This window comes from Acetobacter vaccinii (assembly GCF_008365315.1).
GTDB classification, from domain to species: Bacteria; Pseudomonadota; Alphaproteobacteria; order Acetobacterales; family Acetobacteraceae; genus Acetobacter; species Acetobacter vaccinii.
In genome coordinates, this window is record NZ_CP043506.1 from 2637384 (window position 1) to 2655502 (window position 18119).

Annotated in this window: 21 protein-coding genes; 15 read left to right on the plus strand and 6 right to left on the minus strand. The window is 58.5% G+C overall.

Annotated elements, in window-relative coordinates; translation table 11 throughout:
• Positions 1-27 precede the first annotated feature (27 nt).
• From lipA to FLP30_RS11805, 3 genes are all read left to right on the plus strand, one after another.
• On the plus strand, positions 28-1002 hold the full coding sequence (gene lipA, locus FLP30_RS11795) for a lipoyl synthase (RefSeq protein WP_149279973.1): 975 nt from the start codon (positions 28-30) through the stop codon (positions 1000-1002).
• A complete protein-coding gene (locus FLP30_RS11800) occupies positions 1002-1493 on the plus strand; it encodes a type II toxin-antitoxin system RatA family toxin (protein WP_149279974.1) in 492 nt (163 codons plus the stop codon). Before lipA ends, FLP30_RS11800 begins: the two co-directional genes overlap by 1 nt.
• Before the next feature lie 94 nt (positions 1494-1587).
• Complete coding sequence (locus FLP30_RS11805; protein ID WP_149279975.1) at positions 1588-1866, plus strand: hypothetical protein; 279 nt, start codon at positions 1588-1590, stop codon at positions 1864-1866.
• A 128-nt stretch (positions 1867-1994) separates the two neighbouring features.
• On the opposite strand, the gene FLP30_RS11810 is transcribed toward FLP30_RS11805, so the two are convergent.
• The 3 genes from FLP30_RS11810 to FLP30_RS11820 form a co-directional block, all read right to left on the minus strand.
• The gene (locus FLP30_RS11810; RefSeq protein WP_210419285.1) at positions 1995-2528 is read right to left on the minus strand and encodes a CinA family protein; all 534 of its coding nucleotides are present in this window, start codon (positions 2526-2528) and stop codon (positions 1995-1997) included.
• Positions 2525-4522 carry a transglycosylase SLT domain-containing protein gene (locus tag FLP30_RS11815; protein ID WP_149279976.1) on the minus strand — a complete coding sequence of 666 codons (1998 nt, stop codon included), beginning with the start codon at positions 4520-4522 and terminating at the stop codon, positions 2525-2527. The genes FLP30_RS11810 and FLP30_RS11815 overlap by 4 nt, the downstream gene beginning before the upstream one ends.
• A gap of 91 nt (positions 4523-4613) precedes the next feature.
• On the minus strand, positions 4614-5225 hold the full coding sequence (locus FLP30_RS11820; protein WP_149279977.1) for a YjbE family putative metal transport protein: 612 nt from the start codon (positions 5223-5225) through the stop codon (positions 4614-4616).
• 173 nt (positions 5226-5398) lie between these two features.
• On the opposite strand from FLP30_RS11820, the gene purB reads away from it, so the two are divergent.
• From purB to FLP30_RS11865, 9 genes are all read left to right on the plus strand, one after another.
• Positions 5399-6748 (plus strand): adenylosuccinate lyase, encoded by a 1350-nt coding sequence (gene purB / locus FLP30_RS11825; RefSeq protein WP_149279978.1) that lies wholly within the window; start codon positions 5399-5401, stop codon positions 6746-6748.
• Positions 6749-6903: 155 nt separating this feature from the next.
• The gene (gene purC / locus FLP30_RS11830; protein WP_149279979.1) at positions 6904-7671 is read left to right on the plus strand and encodes a phosphoribosylaminoimidazolesuccinocarboxamide synthase; all 768 of its coding nucleotides are present in this window, start codon (positions 6904-6906) and stop codon (positions 7669-7671) included.
• Between the two features lie 28 nt (positions 7672-7699).
• Positions 7700-7942 carry a phosphoribosylformylglycinamidine synthase subunit PurS gene (gene purS / locus FLP30_RS11835; RefSeq protein WP_149279980.1) on the plus strand — a complete coding sequence of 81 codons (243 nt, stop codon included), beginning with the start codon at positions 7700-7702 and terminating at the stop codon, positions 7940-7942.
• The gene (locus FLP30_RS11840) at positions 7939-8310 is read left to right on the plus strand and encodes a Rap1a/Tai family immunity protein (protein WP_149279981.1); all 372 of its coding nucleotides are present in this window, start codon (positions 7939-7941) and stop codon (positions 8308-8310) included. The genes purS and FLP30_RS11840 overlap by 4 nt, the downstream gene beginning before the upstream one ends.
• Positions 8307-9008 carry a phosphoribosylformylglycinamidine synthase subunit PurQ gene (gene purQ / locus FLP30_RS11845; protein ID WP_149279982.1) on the plus strand — a complete coding sequence of 234 codons (702 nt, stop codon included), beginning with the start codon at positions 8307-8309 and terminating at the stop codon, positions 9006-9008. The genes FLP30_RS11840 and purQ overlap by 4 nt, the downstream gene beginning before the upstream one ends.
• A complete protein-coding gene (gene purL / locus FLP30_RS11850; RefSeq protein ID WP_149279983.1) occupies positions 9005-11206 on the plus strand; it encodes a phosphoribosylformylglycinamidine synthase subunit PurL in 2202 nt (733 codons plus the stop codon). The genes purQ and purL overlap by 4 nt, the downstream gene beginning before the upstream one ends.
• Before the next feature lie 32 nt (positions 11207-11238).
• Positions 11239-11469, plus strand: coding sequence for a BolA family protein (locus FLP30_RS11855; RefSeq protein ID WP_149279984.1), 231 nt, complete (start codon positions 11239-11241; stop codon positions 11467-11469).
• 35 nt (positions 11470-11504) lie between these two features.
• Positions 11505-11843: a Grx4 family monothiol glutaredoxin gene (grxD, locus tag FLP30_RS11860; protein WP_149279985.1), complete on the plus strand. Its 339-nt coding sequence runs from the start codon at positions 11505-11507 to the stop codon at positions 11841-11843.
• A gap of 22 nt (positions 11844-11865) precedes the next feature.
• A complete protein-coding gene (locus FLP30_RS11865) occupies positions 11866-12231 on the plus strand; it encodes a hypothetical protein (protein WP_149279986.1) in 366 nt (121 codons plus the stop codon).
• Between the two features lie 16 nt (positions 12232-12247).
• Here the strand turns inward: FLP30_RS11865 and FLP30_RS11870 are convergent, their stop codons facing one another.
• Positions 12248-12679, minus strand: coding sequence for a YraN family protein (locus FLP30_RS11870; protein WP_246856526.1), 432 nt, complete (start codon positions 12677-12679; stop codon positions 12248-12250).
• A 55-nt stretch (positions 12680-12734) separates the two neighbouring features.
• Here FLP30_RS11870 and cls point away from each other — a divergent pair, with 55 nt between their 5' ends.
• On the plus strand, positions 12735-14105 hold the full coding sequence (gene cls / locus FLP30_RS11875; protein WP_149280378.1) for a cardiolipin synthase: 1371 nt from the start codon (positions 12735-12737) through the stop codon (positions 14103-14105).
• Here the strand turns inward: cls and FLP30_RS11880 are convergent.
• Positions 14037-14804: an endonuclease/exonuclease/phosphatase family protein gene (locus FLP30_RS11880; protein ID WP_149279987.1), complete on the minus strand. Its 768-nt coding sequence runs from the start codon at positions 14802-14804 to the stop codon at positions 14037-14039. The two genes, cls and FLP30_RS11880, sit on opposite strands and share 69 nt — an antisense overlap.
• On the minus strand, positions 14801-15892 hold the full coding sequence (locus FLP30_RS11885; protein ID WP_149279988.1) for an AI-2E family transporter: 1092 nt from the start codon (positions 15890-15892) through the stop codon (positions 14801-14803). Before FLP30_RS11885 ends, FLP30_RS11880 begins: the two co-directional genes overlap by 4 nt.
• Positions 15893-16051: 159 nt before the next feature.
• Here FLP30_RS11885 and FLP30_RS11890 point away from each other — a divergent pair, with 159 nt between their 5' ends.
• Together FLP30_RS11890 and metC are read left to right on the plus strand one after the other, a co-directional pair.
• Positions 16052-16903 carry a sulfurtransferase gene (locus tag FLP30_RS11890; protein ID WP_149279989.1) on the plus strand — a complete coding sequence of 284 codons (852 nt, stop codon included), beginning with the start codon at positions 16052-16054 and terminating at the stop codon, positions 16901-16903.
• On the plus strand, positions 16896-18104 hold the full coding sequence (metC, locus tag FLP30_RS11895; RefSeq protein ID WP_149279990.1) for a cystathionine beta-lyase: 1209 nt from the start codon (positions 16896-16898) through the stop codon (positions 18102-18104). The genes FLP30_RS11890 and metC overlap by 8 nt, the downstream gene beginning before the upstream one ends.
• The last annotated feature ends 15 nt before the right edge of the window (positions 18105-18119 follow it).

Below are 18119 nucleotides of genomic sequence, written 5' to 3' on the forward strand. Positions count from 1 at the left end.
CAAGTTCTTGAGAAAGCGGGCAAGATCATGTCAACACGTGTCGTGATTGATCATCGTACAGGGGGTGCTAGCAAGCTTCGCCACCCGGAAAAAGCGCATCGACCTGATAACCCGATTGCCCGCAAGCCTGAATGGATCCGGGTCAAGGCCCCAGGCCACCCCGTCTATCACGAAACCCGCGCCCTTATGCGTGACAACAACCTTGTCACCGTATGCGAGGAAGCTGCCTGCCCGAACATCGGGGAATGCTGGTCGCAGCGCCATGCCACCATGATGATCATGGGGGAAATCTGCACCCGTGCCTGTGCGTTCTGCAATGTCAGCACAGGGATGCCCTTGCCCTTGGATGACGATGAACCAACCCGCGTGGCCGAAGCCGTGGCCAAGCTGGGCCTGCGGCATGTCGTCATTACCTCTGTGGACAGGGATGATCTGGCAGATGGCGGGGCAAGGCACTTTGCCCGGGTTATCGGGGCCATCAGGGCAATGTCCCCCGACACGACCATTGAAATCCTGACCCCGGACTTCCTGCGCAAACCCAAAGCGCTTGAAGTTGTGGTGGACGCCAGGCCTGATGTTTTCAACCACAATCTGGAAACTGTGCCACGCCTGTACCCCACCATTCGGCCCGGCGCGCGGTATTATCAGTCCCTGCGTCTGCTGGACCGGGTCAAGCAGCTTGATCCCTCCATTTTCACCAAATCCGGCCTTATGCTGGGGCTGGGTGAAGAGAAAATGGAACTCGCTCAGGTCATGGATGATCTGCGCGTTGCCGAGGTGGATTTTATCACCATGGGCCAGTATCTCCAGCCTACGGTCAAACATGCCGCCGTGGCACGATTTGTCACGCCTGCTGAATTTGAGGATTATGGCACGATGGCGCGCGTCAAAGGTTTTCTACAGGTCAGTTCCAGCCCGCTGACACGCTCGTCCTACCATGCCGACAGTGATTTTGCAGAACTTCGCGCCACCCGTAACAAACGCCTGGAGGAGGCTCGCTAATGCCCAAACACGCAGAAAAGCGTGTTCTGCCATATCGGCCAGAGCAGATTTTTGATCTGGTGGCCGATGTTGGCCAGTACCCTGCCTTCCTGCCCTGGTGCGTTGCAGCCAAGGTGCGTACCCGCACCACGACTGACCTGGTGGCCGACCTGACAATAGGCTTTGGCCCCTTCCGCGAGAGCTTTACATCCCGCGTAACATTAGACCGTCCATCGTCCATTACCGTGCGCTATGAGCGCGGCCCCTTCCGCTACCTCCGCAACCAGTGGACATTCACCCCCCATGCCGATGGTTGCCTGGTTGAGTTCTTTGTGGATTTTGAATTCAGCTCCCGCATTCTTCAGGCTGCCATTGGCGTAGTGTTTACTGAGGCCACACGCTTGATGGTTTCAGCCTTCATCAAACGGGCGAGGGAGGTTTATGGCCCGCCCCAGCAGAATGGCACTGTCGGGGGCCACACCATTATTGCGGACCAAACCCCCGCCACCTGACCGATGGCACGGAGTGTAAAAGACAAAGCGGCAACTCTTCCCTCAGAAAAGTTGTTAGCTTTCAAACTACATTCTACGTTGAAGGTGCTTGTCCATGCGTAACACCCTGTCCGCACTGCTGACGGTGATTGCCGTAGTATTTTCTGTCCCGGTCATGGCTGCTGGCAGCGATCACAAAGTCAGTGACCATACCCGGCGACTGAATACTGACACGCAGGCTACACCAACCATAACGACAGAAGAACTCAACAACCGCAGCTTGGCCACAGCCCGCGCAGCATTGCGCCCTGTTGTACCACCAACAGCACCTGTTATCGCAGCAGGCACCGGTGTTATTGCCCCTGTAGCAACACAGGTACCTGCAAGCCCATAACTCTCAAGCTGGGTAGCGCGATGGTGAGGCAGTTTTTGAGCGAGTTCTTGCCGTTGGGGAAAGGAGGAAAGCACCTCTATGCCGCTTTCCTCTCTTCAGGACAAAGCCCTGAAAAAACAGAATGGGAGTTACCTCCCGTATTCTGCCAGTCTTTGCGCCAGAAGGCTTAGGGCATGTTCAACCGCCTGACTACGGACGCTTGCCCTTGAGCCTGTGAAAATACGGCTATCAGCTCTGGTCTGACCACCTCGCAAGGCCGTGCCAAACCACACCAGCCCGACAGGCTTGTCCGGCCGCGCACCACCTGGCCCTGCAATGCCGGAAATGGCGATGGAAAGCGTAGCCAGTGTCGCTACCCGGAGAGCACCTTCCGCCATTTCATGAACCGTCTGGCAGCTCACCGCACCATAGTGCTTCAAAGTTTGTGCCTGTACACCCAGCACAGCCTGCTTCATGGTGTTGGAATAGGTCACAAACCCACCCTCAACACCCTCTGAAGACCCTGGAAAATGGGTCAGAGCCGCCGCGAGCAATCCGCCAGTGCAGCTTTCCGCTGTAATCACCCGCACCCCACTAGCGCGCAGGTCAGCCAGAAGTTGGGCCGCAGGGCCACTCAGTGCTGCCCATTCTGGCATGAGTTCCTGCGGGGTATTGTCTGTCATGTCAGCTTCCCCAGCACGACATAGACCGTCATATTTTCCCAGACCCGCTGGACGTAATTTCGTGTTTCCGAAAAGGGAATACCTTCAATCCAGTCAATCATCTCGCTATCAGTCGCATGTCCTTGGGCGGGGTTACCTGCTGTTTCCAGCCAGCGCCCCATTCGCCCCGGTCCGGCATTATAAGCCGCAGCCATATACGGCATGACCGGACCAAAGCGATCCTGCATATGTTGCAGGTAAGCTGTGCCAAGCTGCATATTATTTTCCGGATTGCGCAAGCCCGTCGCTGTCGCGGCTGAGGCAGGCAAACCCGCAAGATGCAGCATATCCGCTGCTGTGGAGGGTTTGAGTTGCATCAGCCCAATCGCGTTGGAGGAACTGACTGCATCCGGGTTAAAGCTGCTTTCCTGCCGCATCAGCCCCAGCACAAACCCTGGCGGCAAAGCGCTGGCGGGAGGCGTATAAGGAGCAGGCCAGCCTGAGCGTAACAGCAGGGTGCCGTCTTTGCCACCCAGCCGGGCTGCTGCAACGGCTATATCCTGCAAGCCCAATGAATCCGCGAGGCCCGAAACATCTTCCAGCCCAGCAGTATCACTGTTGCGCCGCAGCAGCATGGCCAGAAAGTCCCGCGCGTGAGGGCGATCCCCCTGATCCACCAACAATCGGGCAGCCTGAGCCAGATCATCCGTGGCCAAACGCCCGCCATCGGATATGCTGGGCTGCGCAGCCAGCGCCGTTTGCAAGCGTTGGCGCATGCTTTTGCTTATATACGGTTGGTCGAGCAGCACTGTCTGCTGCCCATCAAGGCTGGCCGCCGCCATCTGACCATAAAACGTAGTCGGCAGGGCAGCGGCACTCTGCCAGGCGGCTTGGGCGGCAGCCATATCTCCGCTCTGCACCAGAGCACGACCGAGCCAATAATAACCCCGACTACGTGTCAGCAAGGAGGAGGAGAGCGTTAACGGTTTGAAGAATTCCTGCGCTGTTGCGGGGTCCTGCATTTTACGCAGCGCGATCCAGCCACTCAGGAACTGGGCATCCAGCCTGTTCGCCCCTGTTGCCACCGTATCGTTCGCCACCATAAAAGCATCTGCCGGGCGGGATTGCTGGAGCAACTCACGCGCCAGCGTATCCCGCTCATGCCAGAAAGCTGAGGCATGCGTGCGCCGCTCCATTTCCACACCAGTCGATTTCCATAGCGCAATGGCAGCATCATACTGCTTGGCCTTACGCAACCAGCGGGCATGGTCCAGCACCAAAGCCGGAGTAGCGCGCAGCGAGGAGGGCAGAGCACTGGCCAGAGCCTCGGCCGAAGGGTCGCCCGCGCGAAACGCCAGCATGGCCTCACCCAAAGCCTGACGCTCCGGCGCCAGATAAATGAGCGTGCGTCGGGCTGCGTCAACCTGCCCAGCGCTTTCCTGCCTCTCAAAACGCTTCCACGAGGCGTCTGGTGTAATTGCTGTTGGGAAGGCCTCTGTCAGGGCTGCAACCGCCACCGGGGCGTCATTCCCATTGATCCAGGCCTGAGTTGCCTCCGCCTGCAAACGGGCGAACAGAGCGCGGTCGGCTGGCAGGTGGTTATGGCATTGCGCCAGGGCACGACCATTGGCCAGTTTCTGAGACTGGCACAGCCGCGCCAGCACAGCCTGATCCGTTTCTGTCGCCAGAGCCTGCTCCATCCGGGCCGCTATGAGCTGCCGTCTGGGCCAGACGGGAGATTGAGTCAGAAAGTCCGCATAGTCCTGCGCTGTAGCATGCTGTGGGCCGACAAGCAGCAGCCACTGGGCCAGACGGTCCTTGAGCGAAGCAGAGGACACACCGCCGCCACTCTGTGGCAGACTGTCAGATGCCGGGCTCTCGCCCCCAGCCCCATCAACAGGCGGGGTGTCTGCTTCCTGGCCAACCGATGGCGCGGAGCATCCCCCCAGTGTCAGGGCAGCGAGGGATACAGCAACGGCAACACGCCGCCTGTATGTTGGAAAAAAAGCGGTCATGACACCAACTCTGCTGCTTTCATCATGTTTGGCAAGTATTTTCCCCCAACCCTTCTGGCCTGTGATGAGAGGGAACGCCCTGTGTGTCAGTTCAGGGCATGTGGGTCACGATTTCCCCCCCACCTTTCACAATCAGTTCAACAGCCACACCAAGAATGATCAGCAACCCAACCCAGGAGATCCACTTATAGCGTTCCAACAGCCCGGCAATCAGCGAGGCCGCCAGCCCCATCAGCAGCACCGACAGCGCCAGCCCCATGACCAGAATACCCGGATGCTCACGCGCAGCCCCGGCAACAGCCAGAACGTTATCAAGGCTCATGGAAATATCGGCTATCAGTATTCTGACAATGGCCTTGCCCAACTGGTTTGGTGCCGCACTCTGCCCGGCACTCTCCGCTGCAGCACTCTCGCGCATTTCACGGTACATACGCCAGCAGACCCACAGCAGCAGCAATCCGCCAGCAAATGTCAGCCCGATAATGGCCAGCAGGTGTGACGCCACAAGCGCCATGGCCACGCGGATAATTGCCGCCAGACCAACACCTGCCAGAATGGCTTTCTGCTTTTGGGCAGGAGCCAGGTTCCTGACTGCCATGCCAATGACAACAGCGTTATCGCCCGCCAGCGTCAGATCGATCAGCACGACCTGTAAAAAAGCAATAACAGCGGACAGTGTGAAAGCTTCTGCAAGACCTGACACGACAGTTCCAATTCCTCAAATATGGGAGGCCCACTATAAACCGGTAGAAACTTTCAGAAAACGGACTGAAACATCAAAGTTTTCCGCTTTGCGGGCAGACGCGGGGTCCGAAATCCGCTAGACAGGCGCCACTGTTGGGCTTCACACGATATTAAGGCAAGGAATTCCGCGTTATGGTGCCGCGCTACACCCGCCCCGTTATGGCCGCCATCTGGTCTCCCGAAAACCGCTACCGCATCTGGTTCGAAATCGAGGCTCTGGCCTGCGAAGCCATGGCGGAATATGGCTCTGTTCCCAAAGAGGCCGCACAGGTTGTGCGCGAAAAGGGCGATGCCGCAATGGCGGCATTTTCCGAACAGGACCTTAACCGGATTGATGAGATCGAGGCGGAAACGCGGCACGATGTCATCGCCTTCCTGACATGGCTGGCGGAAAAAGTCGGCCCGGAAAGCCGCTTTGTGCATCTGGGCATGACATCCTCCGACATTCTGGATACCTGCCTGGCCGTGCAGCTTGTGCAGGCGACCGACCTGCTGCTTAACGACCTTGATGAGGTTCTGGCCGCCCTGAAGGCGCGGGCTTTTGAACACAAGCACACCCTGACCATCGGCCGCAGCCACGGCATCCATGCCGAACCGACGTCCTTTGGCCTCAAGCTGGCCGGGCATTACGCTGAATTCGCTCGTAACCGCACCCGCCTGGAAACCGCACGGGCAGAAATTGCCACCTGTGCCATTTCCGGCGCGGTTGGCACCTATGCCCACCTTGACCCGCGTGTGGAAGCCTATGTGGCGGAACGCCTGGGCCTGCAGCCCGAAACCGTTTCCACCCAGGTTATCCCCCGCGACCGGCACGCCGCGTTCTTCTGCGCTCTGGGGGTTGTCGCCAGCGGGATCGAACGCCTTGCGACCGAAGTGCGCCACCTGCAGCGCTCCGAAGTGCGCGAAGCGGAAGAATTCTTCCACCCCGGGCAAAAGGGCTCCTCCGCGATGCCCCACAAGCGCAACCCGGTGCTGACGGAAAACCTGACCGGCCTTGCCCGTCTGGTACGCGCCGCAGTTATTCCGGCACTGGAAAACGTAGCCCTGTGGCATGAGCGCGACATCAGCCATTCCTCTGTCGAGCGTAACATCTGTCCTGATGCCACGATCGGGCTGGACTTTGCGCTGGCCCGTCTGTCCGGCATGATTTCCAAGCTGGTTGTCTACCCCGAGCGCATGGCCGCCAACATTGAAAGCCTGGGCGGGGTTGTCCACTCTGGCGAAGTGCTGCTGGCACTGGCCAAAGCCGGCCTTTCACGCGAGGATGCCTACCGGATCGTACAGCGCAACGCCATGGAAACATGGACCAAACTGGGCACACCCGAAGGCCGCACCTTCCGCGAAAATCTGGCGGAAGATCAGGAAATTGCAGGCCGGATTTCCCCCGACGTGCTGGATGCCGCCATGGACAGCCGCCAGCACCTCAAGGCGCTGGATGTGCAGTACGAAAAAATCTTCGCCGAGGTTGGCCCCAAGGGCTAAAACAGCCCTCTCAATGGCAGGCTGTATCGTCCATGCGGGAAGCCTGCTATAATTGATAAAAGATACAGGGCAGGGGACCGTTCCCGCAGGTTCCGGCCCTGGCCCCAGACAGGCCAGCCAGACTGGCTTTCTTTGTTCGACAGGTAAGGATCATCATGGCCCGTCGCCGCCAGCTTTATGAAGGTAAAGCCAAAATCCTCTTTGAAGGCCCAGAGCCCGGCACCCTTGTACAATATTTCAAGGACGATGCCACGGCAGGCAATGGCGCCAAAAGCGGCGTTATTACCGGCAAGGGGGTTCTGAACAACCGGATAAGCGAACACCTGATGCTGCGGCTACAGGAAATCGGCATCCCGACCCACTTCATCCGCCGCATCAACATGCGCGAGCAGTTGGTCAAGGAAGTCGAGATCATCCCGCTGGAAGTGGTCGTGCGCAATATTGCCGCAGGCAGCATTTCCAAACGGTTTGGCATTCCCGAAGGCCAGCGCCTGCCACGCCCGATTGTGGAATTCTACTACAAGAATGACGAACTGGGTGACCCCCTGGTTTCGGAAGACCACATCATCGCATTCGGCTGGGCCTGCCCGCACGACATGGAAGACATTGCGGGCATGGCCATGCGCGTCAACGACTTCCTGTGCGGCCTGTTCAGCGGCATTGGCATCCAGCTTGTTGACTTCAAACTGGAGTTTGGCCGCTGCTGGGAAGGCGAGGACATGCGCATTGTGCTGGCGGATGAAATTTCCCCCGACAACTGCCGCCTGTGGGACGCCCATACAAACGAAAAGCTGGACAAAGACCGCTTCCGCCGTGACATGGGCAACGTCAAGGAAGCGTATCAGGAAGTGGCACGCCGCATGGGCATCCTGCCTGAGAACGGGGCCGGGGGCGACATGAAGGGCCCCGAAACAGTGCAGTGATCGACACAGTCGGCGACGGAGTTTGAAAATGAAAGTACGTGTTACCGTCATGCTGAAGGATGGTGTTCTTGACCCCCAGGGGAAAGCCATCGGCCATGCCTTGCAGACATTGGGTTTTGATGGCGTGCAGGATGTGCGCGTTGGCAAGATCATAGAGCTTGATGTTCCTGGTGCCAGCGCGGACGAAGTGCGCGAAAAAGCCCAGGCCATGGCGCGCGACCTGCTTGCCAATCTGGTGATTGAAGACTTCTCGGTTGAGGTGGCTGCATGAAACGCCTTGCCCTGCTGTGCCTGGGGGTTGCCATCTGCGCCCCCGGACTGGCACAGGCCCAGCGTGTCTCCCCCATGAAAGCGGGTAATTTTGCCCGCATCTGCGCCCGCGCAACTGGCCACTCTGTCTGCGATGCCTATCTGAGCGGTCTGGCCGACGGGGTCAGCCTGTCCAAGATCAGCGCACGCAACGAAGGCGATGCAAACGCGCCTGCTGGTTTCTGCGTTCCTGTTCAGGAAACCACGGACGCTATGCGCGCCAAGGTGCTGACCTGGCTGAAAGCACATACGGACGCCCTGAACAAACCGGTGGGTGAAAGCATTTTCACCGCCCTGCATGACTCCTATCCGTGTAGCGCCAAACAATGAAAGCAGCGATTGTCGTATTCCCCGGCACCAACCGGGAACGTGACATGGCCCTTGCCCTGCGCAGGGTCACGCACGCAACGCCCCGCATGCTCTGGCACCATGAAACAGACCTGAGCGGCCTTGATCTGGTCGTACTGCCGGGCGGTTTCAGCTATGGTGACTACCTGCGCTGTGGCGCCATGGCCGCCCATTCCCCTGTCATGGGGGCTGTGCGCGACTTTGCCGCCAAGGGCGGGCATATTCTGGGTGTCTGCAACGGCTTTCAGATCCTGACAGAAAGCGGACTGCTGCCCGGCGCGCTGCTACGCAATGCCGACCTGCGCTTTCTCTCGCAGGACTGCCACCTGCGGGTTGAAACCGAGGCATCGCCCTTCACCCGGCGCTGGAAGAAAGGGGATGTCTTTCGCACGCCTCTGGCGCATGGTGATGGCAATTACACGGCAGACAAAGACACGCTGGACCGGCTTGAAGGGGAAGGGCGCATTGCCTTCCGCTATGCCGACGCCAGTGGGCGGGTGCAGGCTGACGACCGCAGCAGCAACCCCAATGGCAGCATCAACAGCATTGCTGGCATTCTCAGCACAAATAACCGCATCTGCGGCATGATGCCTCACCCGGAAGATCTGGTTGATCCGCTGATGGGGGGTGAGGATGGTCTGCCTCTGTTTGAAGGTCTGGTGGAGGCACTGGTACGGTGAGCACATCTGTAACCGTTGATGAATCCCTTGCGCGCGAATTCGGCCTTACCGCCGAGGAATATGGCCGCGTATTGTCCATCATGGGCCGCACCCCCAGCCTGACGGAGCTTGGGGTGTTCTCGGTCATGTGGTCCGAGCACTGCTCTTACAAGTCATCCCGCAAGTGGCTGCGTAACCTGCCGACAACGGCTCCGTGGGTTATCCATGGCCCTGGTGAAAACGCCGGTGTGGTTGATATTGGTCAGGGCTATGCTGCCATCTTCAAGATGGAAAGCCACAACCACCCCTCCTTTATCGAACCCTATCAGGGTGCTGCAACGGGTGTTGGCGGCATCTTGCGTGACGTCTTTACCATGGGTGCCCGGCCGGTTGCGAACCTGAACGCCCTGCGTTTTGGCAGCCCGGAAAACCCGAACACACGCCGCATTGTTGATGGCGTGGTGCGTGGTATCGGCGGTTATGGTAACTGCGTGGGTGTGCCTACCGTAGGGGGGGAGGTCAACTTCCACCCTGCGTATGATGGCAACCCCCTTGTCAACGCCATGACAGTCGGCATTGCGCGCACGGACCGGATTTTCCTGTCCGCAGCGGCGGGCATTGGCAACCCTGTGGTTTATGTCGGCTCCCGCACGGGGCGCGACGGTATCCATGGGGCGACCATGTCCTCCGCCGAGTTTGATGAGGATGCGCTGTCCAAGCGCCCGACCGTGCAGGTTGGAGACCCCTTCATTGAAAAGCTGCTGATCGAAGCCTGTCTGGAACTGATGGCAACTGATGCCATTGTCGCCATTCAGGACATGGGAGCCGCTGGCCTGACATCCTCCTCTGTGGAAATGGCAGGCAAGGGTGGGGTTGGTATCGACCTTGACCTTGATGCTGTTCCCCAGCGCGAACCGGGCATGTCAGCGTATGAAATGATGCTGTCTGAAAGCCAGGAACGCATGCTAATGGTGCTGCGCCCTGACCGGACCGAAGTCGCCCGCAAGATTTTTGAAAAGTGGGAACTGGACTTCGCCATCATCGGGCATCTGACGGATACCGGCAACATTGTCGTACGCCATAAAGGTGCGATCGAAGCCGATATTCCGCTTGCTCCCCTGGCGGATCAGGCACCGATTTACGATCGTCCGTCCATCAAGCAGCCAGCCCCCGAGGCTCTGGGCAGCGTACATGCGCCGCTGTCGCTTGATGATATGCTGATCAGGCTGCTGGGCTCACCCGATCTGTGTTCCCGCGCATGGATCTGGAACCAGTATGACAGCACGGTCGGCGGTCAGACGGTACGCCGCCCCGGTGCAGCCGACGCTGCCATTGTCAAGGTTGAGGACACCCAGCTTGGGCTGGCTCTGACCACCGACTGCACACCGCGCTACTGCCAGGCAGATGCCCGCACAGGCGGCGCACAGGCTGTAGCCGAGGCATGGCGCAACATCACCGCCACTGGGGCACGCCCTCTGGCCGTGACTGACAACCTGAATTTCGGCAACCCCGAAAAGCCCGAAATCATGGGCCAGTTTGTCGCCGCTATCGAAGGGATGGCCGAAGCCTGCACGGCTCTGGACTTTCCTGTGGTGAGCGGGAACGTGTCGCTCTACAACGAAACACGTAATCCGGACGGCAGTACCCGGGCTATCCTGCCCACCCCCGCCATTGGTGCGCTGGGTGTGCTGGAAACCGTCGATACGGCTGTCGGGCTCGGCATGCAGGGTGGCACCGATGTGGTGCTGATCGGTGCCACGCAGGGTGAACTGGGCCAGTCCATCTGGCTGCGTGACATCCTTGGCCGCGAGGAAGGGGCTCCCCCGCCGGTTGATCTGGCTGCGGAACGCCGCAATGGTGATTTCGTACGCGAGCAGATCCAGTCCGGTAGCATCACTGCCTGCCATGACATTGCTGATGGTGGCATTCTTGTCGCTGTGGCGGAAATGACCCTGGCCTCTGGCATTGGCTGCGAACTGGAAAGCCCGGATTCCGGCATCCGCCCCGAAGCTTTCTGGTTTGGTGAAGATCAGGCCCGCTACCTTGCCTGCACCCCCAATGCTGCAGCCCTGTGTGAACAGGCGGCAAAGGCGGGTGTGCCAGCAAGAATTATTGCGCGCGCAGGCGGAAATGAATTGATCCTGCCCAGTGGCGTCACCATATCGGTGGCACGCATGAAGAACGCCCACGAAGCGTTCTTGCCCGCGCTGATGAACTGAAACCAGTCACCATAAGGGAAGGGACCCCGACAATGGCTATGTCTGCCAATGAAATCGAAGCCTATATCCGGCAGGCGTTTCCAGATGCCGAGGTCAAGATCGATGACCTTGCAGGCGATGGAGACCATTACGCCTGCACTGTGACCAGTGAGGCCTTTCGCGGGTTACCCCGCGTCAGGCAGCACCAGCTTGTCTACGATGCTTTGCAAGGGCACATGGGCGGCACACTGCACGCTCTGGCCCTACGCACCGCCACACCCTGAGACACCGGTTTTCCGAACTCCGAGGACAGCAGATTATGACAAACCCGACCTCACAGCATATTCAGCAGGACATTGAAGCCAACCCGGTTGTGCTTTTTATGAAAGGGGATGCTGACTTCCCGCAATGCGGCTTTTCTGCCCGTGTTGTGCAGATTCTCCAGCACCTTGGTGTCCCGTTCGTGTCCCGCAATGTTCTGGCTGATGCCGCACTGCGTCAGGGCATCAAAGACTTTTCAAACTGGCCGACCATTCCCCAGCTTTATGTTAAGGGGGAGTTCATCGGTGGCTGTGATATCGTGACCGAGATGTACCAGACTGGCGAGCTGCAGAAGCTTTTCCAGGAAAAAAACATCCCTCTCGCAGCACAGGCCTGATTTACAGGTTGTCAGACGCAGCATGAGCCGTATAGTTTCCAGATCAGGCTACAGTAATCAGGTAAGGTCCGACTGGATGCGTCGTTTTAGCTTTATACGTCATGCTGCCATATGCATCGGGCTTGGTGCTGGTTTTGTTGCCCTACAGCCTCAGGCCCATGCGGAACGTGTTATTTCAGATCTTGAAGCCACAAAGCTGACGTTTGCAGCCCTGACGGCAACACCGCCAGTGCATCATTTCAGCCCCAGCCGTCATCAGGTCGCAAGCGGCAGGCTGCATACTAAAGTGGCTCACGCTGCCCCGGCACATGCCATTGTGCATCTGGTCAGCTACCACAAGACCAGCCACGCCATGGTCCACGGCTCCAGCCACCATCACCGCACCTGAGTACAGGCGCCTCGCGCTACATTTGCCTGATGATGTCTGTGATCCATCTGTGTTTTCCTGCATCATCAAGTGTTATCAGGTCAAAACGCAGGCTCTCATAAGCCCAGTCTCCGTAATGCTGTAGCAGGCACTCCGCAGCCCCGAACAGGCGTAACGACTGCTTTGCAGACAGGCTGAACGCAGCAGACTGTGATGAGCGGCGTTTTTTGACCTCTATAAAACTGATTGTTGTTTCCTTTTGAGCAACAATATCAATTTCTCCACGTGGCGTTCTGGCTCTGCGCAAGAGAATACGCCACCCTGCGGCATGTAAAATCTGACATGCTGCCTCTTCAGCATTCACACCATCATGATAGGCTTTTAACCCGCGTGCCTCCCGCTGCCGGGACACCGCGTGTTGCGATACTGTGCCGAGGCTTTGGCCCTGGGGGAGATTTTTCTTGATCACGCTGCTTTATCTCCACCTGCCAACTCTGCTTATCCTTCTGACCGCTTTGCGCATCATGCTGACAGCGGGGCTTGTCCTGCACATTCTTTTGCACAAGCGCAATACGTCCTCCGCCATCGGCTGGATGGGGATCTGTGTGCTCATGCCCTATACAGGGGCCGTGCTGTACCTCATGTTCGGCATCAACCGGGTGACCCGCTTAGCCCGCAAGCTCATCAACATCCGCGCTGACGGGCGGCAGGCCTTCTCACGCCAATCCACATGGAACCGTGATCTGGACGGGCAATTCGCACCTCTGGCGCTGATGATCGGCAAATTGACATCGCGTCCACTTGTAGGGGGCAACAGCATTACCTGCCTCCACGACGGTGATGGCGCATACCCACAGATGCTTCAGGCCATTGATGAAGCCCAGAAAAGCATTCTGCTCTGCTCCTATATTTTCAGAAATGATCGGATTGGCGGACTCTTTGCCGAAAAGCTGATCGCCGCCCATAAGCGCGGCGTGGCTGTGCGTGTGCTGGTTGACGGTGTTGGCAGCGGGTATTTTCTCTCACCAATCTATCATCATCTACGGCGCTCGGGTATTCCCTGCGCACGCTTCATGCACTCGCTCTACCCTTGGAAAATGCCGTTCATCAACCTGCGTGACCACCGCAAAATTCTGGTTGTTGACGGCCACACAGGCTTTATGGGCGGGCTGAACATCGCGGATGAGAACCTTGTGTCCACGCGACCTCGCCACCCCGTTTCAGACACGCATTTTCGCATCCGTGGACCGATTGTCCGCCAACTGGCCGAGGTTGCGGCATGGGACTGGTATTTCACAACGCGCGAAACACTGGACCGGGACCTTTTTTTGCAAGAAGCACCCGGCACAGGCACAACCCTGGCCCGTATTGTCACCGCTGGCCCGGATACGGATCTGGAAAAAATAGAATACGCCATGCTCCAGGCCATTACACTGGCACGCAAGAGCATCCGGTTGATGACACCCTATTTTCTACCTGGTGACCGCTTTTTGACAGAGCTGGGCCTGGCGGCGCTCCGTGGGGTGCAGGTGGATATTATCATCCCCCTCCGCAGTAACCACCGAGCATTGGACTGGGCCTGCGCGACCAATGTATCGCCACTGCTCAACTCTGGCGCCAGAGTATGGTTGGCGGACCCGCCGTTTAACCACTCCAAGCTCATGGTCGTCGATAAGGTCTGGTCTTTTGTCGGCAGTTCCAATCTGGATATCCGCAGCCTGCGCCTTAACTTTGAAATCAATATGGAAACTTACGACGCTGCGTTGGCCGAAACGCTGGATGAGACAATCTGCCAGCACCGCAACCACCGTCTGACCCACTATGACCTAGACAACCGTGGCCGCCTTACGAAGCTCCGTGATTCGTTCGCGCGCCTCTTCATGCCCTACCTGTAGCAGGTTCAATTCCGAACGGATGGTGTGGGGAAGCAGTCGAACACTGATGGGCCTGTGGTCAGATGCAAAAACAGGCAGCACCCTGGCCCCCAAGCAGTCCATGCCTTCAACAAGGCAACGGTCAATCCGGATTGGCAGAACATCCACCATGCGGTGTGTCGGCGCTTTTGGCCCGACATCAGAAAAACCTGGCAGCAATGTTGGGCCGACGAGGTTAAAGTCCCCCAAAATGGCGCAGGGTGCGGACAGCATGGTAGCAATCCGCCGTAACTGCCGCCGGTTGAGCACCTGCCCATGAGACAGATGCACATTTGCCAGTGAAAAGCCTGCATATTCAATAATCTGAGCGTGACGCTTGACCAGCATGCCAGAAGGAATAGTGCAGGCCCGGGGCGGCCGCAGGAAGGGGATGGTGCTCCAGCAGGCCACACCATGGATACGCCCTGGCAGGGGGGAGCGCCCGTAATGCCCGCCCACAAGCTCGGGCAGCATATCCATTTCCACAGTTGCTTCCTGCATCAGCAGGATATCGGGCTGCTCGGCCCGGATCAGCGCCACCACATCCTGCACGGTTGCCCCTGTTCGGCGGAGAAGATTCCAACTGATAATCTTCAACCCATCGGCACTCTCCGACCACACAGGCGCAAGGTTACGCCCCCGCCGTGTAAACCCGACAAGACGCGCCAGCCTTTGCTTCATGGTGTGATGTTCCTGTTATTCTCAGCCGATGCCAGAGGAGGGTCAGCCTGCATTGCAAATTCCATGGTCAGGGAAAATCCGATGGCCAACAGAATTGGCCCCAGAAAAATCCCCACACCCCCAAAAGCCAGCAGACCGCCCACAACCCCCAGAACAGTCAGCAGATACGGCAAGCGCGAGCCTTTGACGATGAACAACGGCCTGATGATGTGGTCTGCCCCTGAGATGAATACAAGACCATACGCCAAAAGGGCGATGGCCTTGAGCGGATGATGGGAGACAAAAAGACAGATCGCGGCTGATATCCACACAAGCGGCGCACCGATGGGCAAAACAGCCAGAAACGCCGCAAGCCCCCCCAACATGACAGGCTCCCCCACCGAGGTCGCCCACAGACCGATCCCGGTCAGGACACCCTGAACGATAGCAGTACCCAGAATGCCATAGACCGTGCCCCGCACCGTACTGCCGATAATATACAGGTGCCGCCCCGCCTGCGGGCCTGCAATACGCAGGATGACCGCCTGCACCGTGTCCCACAGCATCGACCCGCTGATCCAGAAAAAGAAGGCAATGAACAGCGCCATGACAAGATGCAGTGCACCATTGCCAAGCTGCATCAGCAGCCCAAGGAAAGACTGGATGATGCTCCCGGCATATGGCCGCAATTCCTCCGTCATGGTGCCCAGGTTACGGCTCCATAACCCCCATTGCTTGCTGATATCTGCTCCAAAAACCGGCAACGCCGTCAGCCAGTGGGGCAGGGGTGGGAGTTCGTTGATCTGCCCGAACAGGCTCGTCAACTGAGCGGCCCAGCGTGGACCGGAGGACACACAGACCGAGGCCAGAAAAGCCAGAGGCAGCACAACGCATACCGCGCACAGAACTGTCATGACCAGGCTGGCTGCATTGGCCCCCATACGCCGCCGCAAGTGCTGGAAAAGCGGCCAGGTCGTATAGGCTAACACCCCTGCCCACAACAGGGCCGACGTAAACGGTGCCAGCACAATAATGCAACCGTACGCAATGCCCCCCAGAAGCAGCATGCGTAAAAGGCGTTCGGCTGTCAGTGTCGGCTCGTCCTGCATGCAGCAAGTAAAGCACGGAAAGAATGATTTGTCTGTTACCCAAAGCAGGATGACGGGTCGTGTAGCCTGACAGGCGGAAGAACATGGTATTCAGCCCCGGCCAGGGACGATATGCTGGCCGCCTTGATTTCCACATTCTGACGACAGCAGGTTTGGCACATGTTCCCACTGGCTACACTGGATGACGTATTGGCTCCTTCTGGATCTGCCAGACGCCACCTGTTTGACACGACCGTTCTCCTCCCTGGGGAAAGTGGCTCCCCGGCCGATATATTCGCCAGTGGCCACCTGCCAGGAAGCCGCTATCTGGACCTGAAACGGTTGTCAGACCCGCAAAGCACCCTGCCCAATACCGCGCCATCCGCAGCCCAGTTTGCCAGTGTGATGAGCCAGCTTGGCGTGTCGGATGAGGATGAAATCATTTTCTACGACCAGGGCAATGTTGCCTCCGCCTGCCGTGCCTGGTGGCTGGCCACATTCTTTGGCCATGAGAAAGTCCGGGTCCTGCATGGGGGGCTGCCTGCATGGCGTGCCCGCCAACTCCCGCTGACACAGGAAAACACGGACACCCCACCTGTGGCTGATTACCGCACCCGCACACGGTTTTCCCGCATTGTCGGGCTGGGGGATATGCAGGATATCGTCGCCACACAGCAACGGCCTGTGCTCGACGCCCGTGCCCAAGCCCGCTTTCTTGGCACAACACCCGAGCCCAGACCCGGCATGGCCGCAGGCCATATGCCCGGTGCGCGTAACCTTCCTTACAAGACTCTTCTGGACCAGCAGGGATTCTTTCTCCCTGCCGAGGACCTCAAAAGCATTTTCCAGCGCCTTGGGGTTACAACCACCAATAACCCCGTGTGCACCTGCGGCTCTGGTATGACGGCCTCCGTGCTCTTTGTTGGCCTGCGCCTGGCCGGGTTTGAGACAGCGGCACTCTATGACGGCTCCTGGGCGGAGTGGGGCAGCACGCCCGGCCTGCCCGTCAGTACGGAGACGCAGGATGTCTGACTACAACACTGTTGCAAATGGCTGGCGGAAACTCGGCACAACGCTCTCGCACTCCGGTCGCCCGGCAGCGGATGAAGACGGTACTTATATCAACCTGCCCGTCACCCGTGGTTCGACCGTGGTGTTCCCATCCGTGGAAAGCATGAACCGCAAGGGGCTGGAGCGCTACCAGCACGCCAGCATCTATGGTGCCATGGGCTCGCCCGTGCAGCATGAACTGGAAAAAGTCATAGCCACCATGGAAGGCGGCACAGACTGCCAGATTGTCAGTTCAGGACTGGCGGCCTGCACCTTGCCACTCATGGCTTTTCTGAGCGCAGGCGATCACTGTCTGCTGTCCGATAATATCTATGGTCCCACGCGCCGCTTTGCCCAAAGTGTTCTCAAACGCTTTGGGGTAGATATTTCCTACTTCCCGCCCATGGCAGACAAGGAAACGCTTGAAACTTACATCAAGCCCAATACCCGCGTGATTTTTGCAGAAAGTCCGGGCAGCCATACGTTCGAAGTTCAGGACATTCCCATGCTGGCTTCTGCCGCCCATGCGCATGGTGCCCGACTGTTCATGGACAACACCTGGGGCTTTGGCATTTTTGCGCCTTTCGAACACGGGGTTGATGTGTCCATTCAGGCGCTGACCAAATACCCGGCAGGCCATTCCGATGTCATCGCCGGGGCTGTGACTGTTGCCAACCAGAATGACTGGCATATCCTGCGTGACACCGCGATCCAGACAGGGCAGGTAGCCGGGCCGGAAGAGTGCTGGCTGACATTACGTGGCCTGCGCACCATGGGGGTTCGCCTGGCGCAGCAGGCCAGTACAGCATTGGATATTGCCAAGTGGCTGGCACAGCGACCCGAGGTTGAAAGAGTGCTCCACCCAGCGCTGCCAAGCTGCCCCGGACATGATGTCTGGAAGCGGGATTTTACCGGCGCAGGCTGTCTGTTTGGGGTTGTCCTCCGCCCCAGCTACACAGGGCAGGACATGGAGCGGTTTATCAACGCCTTGCGCCTGTTTGGTATTGGAGCCTCCTGGGGTGGTTACGAAAGCCTTGTGCTGCCAACCAGTGGTGGCATTACACGTGAGCATGACGGCCCCCTCGCACAAAGCCCCGCCTTCCGCCTTCAGATCGGGCTGGAAGTCGCGCAGGACCTACAGGATGATCTGCAACAGGCGCTCACCCACCTGTCTCAGGCATAAACAGAGTGTGGCGGT